Genomic DNA, 1,678 nt, shown 5'->3' with positions numbered 1-1,678 from the left:
TCTGTAACTATTTTTTCTCTTCCAGTTGTTTGATCATTAAAATATTCAAAGAAGGATATACCCATAAATCCACCATATATATTGTAGATATTATCAAATCCTAATTGTTGAAGAGCAACTGCCGCATTGTAACTTCTTTGTGCACTTCTACAGTGTAAGTATACTGGCTGATCTTTTGGTATCTCATTTATTCTTTGTCTTAATTCACTAAGTGGTATGTTTTTAGCTCCTTTTATGTGGCTTAACTCATACTCTGGTTTTTCTCTTACGTCTATTATATAAGCACCTTTTTCAACAAGTTCTCTCACTGAGCTGTCCGGAACCTGCTTAAATACTCCATTTAATAAGTTTGAACCAACATATCCTGCAAAGTTAACTACATCTTTAGCTGTTCCAAATGGTGGCGCATAGCATAATTCTAAATCTCTTAAATCATTTATCTTTGCACCAAACTTAATAGCTGTTGCAATTATATCCATTCTCTTATCAACGTTTCCTCTGCCAATAGCTTGAGCACCTAATATTTTTCCAGTTGGTATTTCAAATAATAGCTTGAAGTGCAGTGGTTCACATCCTGGCATTAAACCAACCTTATCTCCTGGAATCACTTTAACTACTTCATATTTAATGTTTAAGTTTAAGTTCTTTATCATTTCTTCAGTGAGTCCTGTTGCTGCTGCATTGTAATCGAAACATTTTACTACAGATGAACCAATGAATCCTGTGTTTGATACAAGCATTCCGTGAATGTGGTCAGCAACTTGTCTTGCCTGCTTTTGTGCCGGGCCTGCTAATGCTAATTTAGTTTGAACTCCTGCTAATGCATGATAAACTTCTATAGCATCTCCAACAGCATATATATCTTTATCATTAGTTCTGTAGTTTTGATCTACCTTTATTGCTCCTGTTTCTCCAAGTTCAAGTCCTGCTTTAACTGCAAGATCTGTTTCTGGAGCTACACCAATTGCCATAACCACTGCTTCTGCCTCTATCTTCTTTCCAGATTCTAAAACTACAGTATCTTTTTCAAAGGAGTTTACTTTATCATTAACTATTAAATTTACACCCTTATCAAACATTTCTTTGTGAAGTATCTGAGCCATATCATAGTCAAATATTTTCATTATGTGTGGTGCAGCTTCTACTAAAGTCACGTTATAACCTGATTCCTTTAAGTTTTCAGCAACTTCAACCCCAATAAATCCTGCTCCAATTACTGCTACATTTTTGCTTTCAGTATTTTTTACAAATCTATTTAGCTTGTCTATATCTACAACATTTCTTACTGTAAATAAGTTTACATTTTCAATCCCCTTTATTGGTGGAACTACTGCCTTTGCACCTGGAGATAATATTAATTTGTCGTAATCCTCAGTATATGTTTCGCCAGTTAATACATTTTTAACTGTAACTTCTCTCTTTTCTCTATTAATGTCCACCACTTCATTGTGTACTCTAGCATCTATATTGTATTGTGCTAAGAATTTACTTGGATGCATTAAAACTAGATCTTCTGATTTTTCTACAGTTCCACTTAAATGGTATGGTAAGCAGCAGTTTGAAAATGATACATGTGGGTCTCTTTCAAACATTATTATTTTATCCTCTTCACCAAGTCTTCTAAGTCTTGCTGCTGTGGATGCCCCACCTGCAACTCCACCTACTATTAAATATTTTT

General features: G+C 34.4%; 1 protein-coding gene. It reads right to left on the bottom strand.

The window, feature by feature from the left end:
• The coding region (locus DP68_RS17520) for an FAD-dependent oxidoreductase (RefSeq protein ID WP_291550183.1) at positions 1-1,678 on the bottom strand (1,678 nt) is incomplete at both ends.

The organism is Clostridium sp. HMP27 (assembly GCF_000765165.1).
Classification (GTDB): Bacteria; Bacillota; Clostridia; order Clostridiales; family Clostridiaceae; genus Clostridium_AK.
Note: the sequence above shows the minus strand (reverse complement) of the source record. Positions and strands in the feature narration are given on the sequence as shown.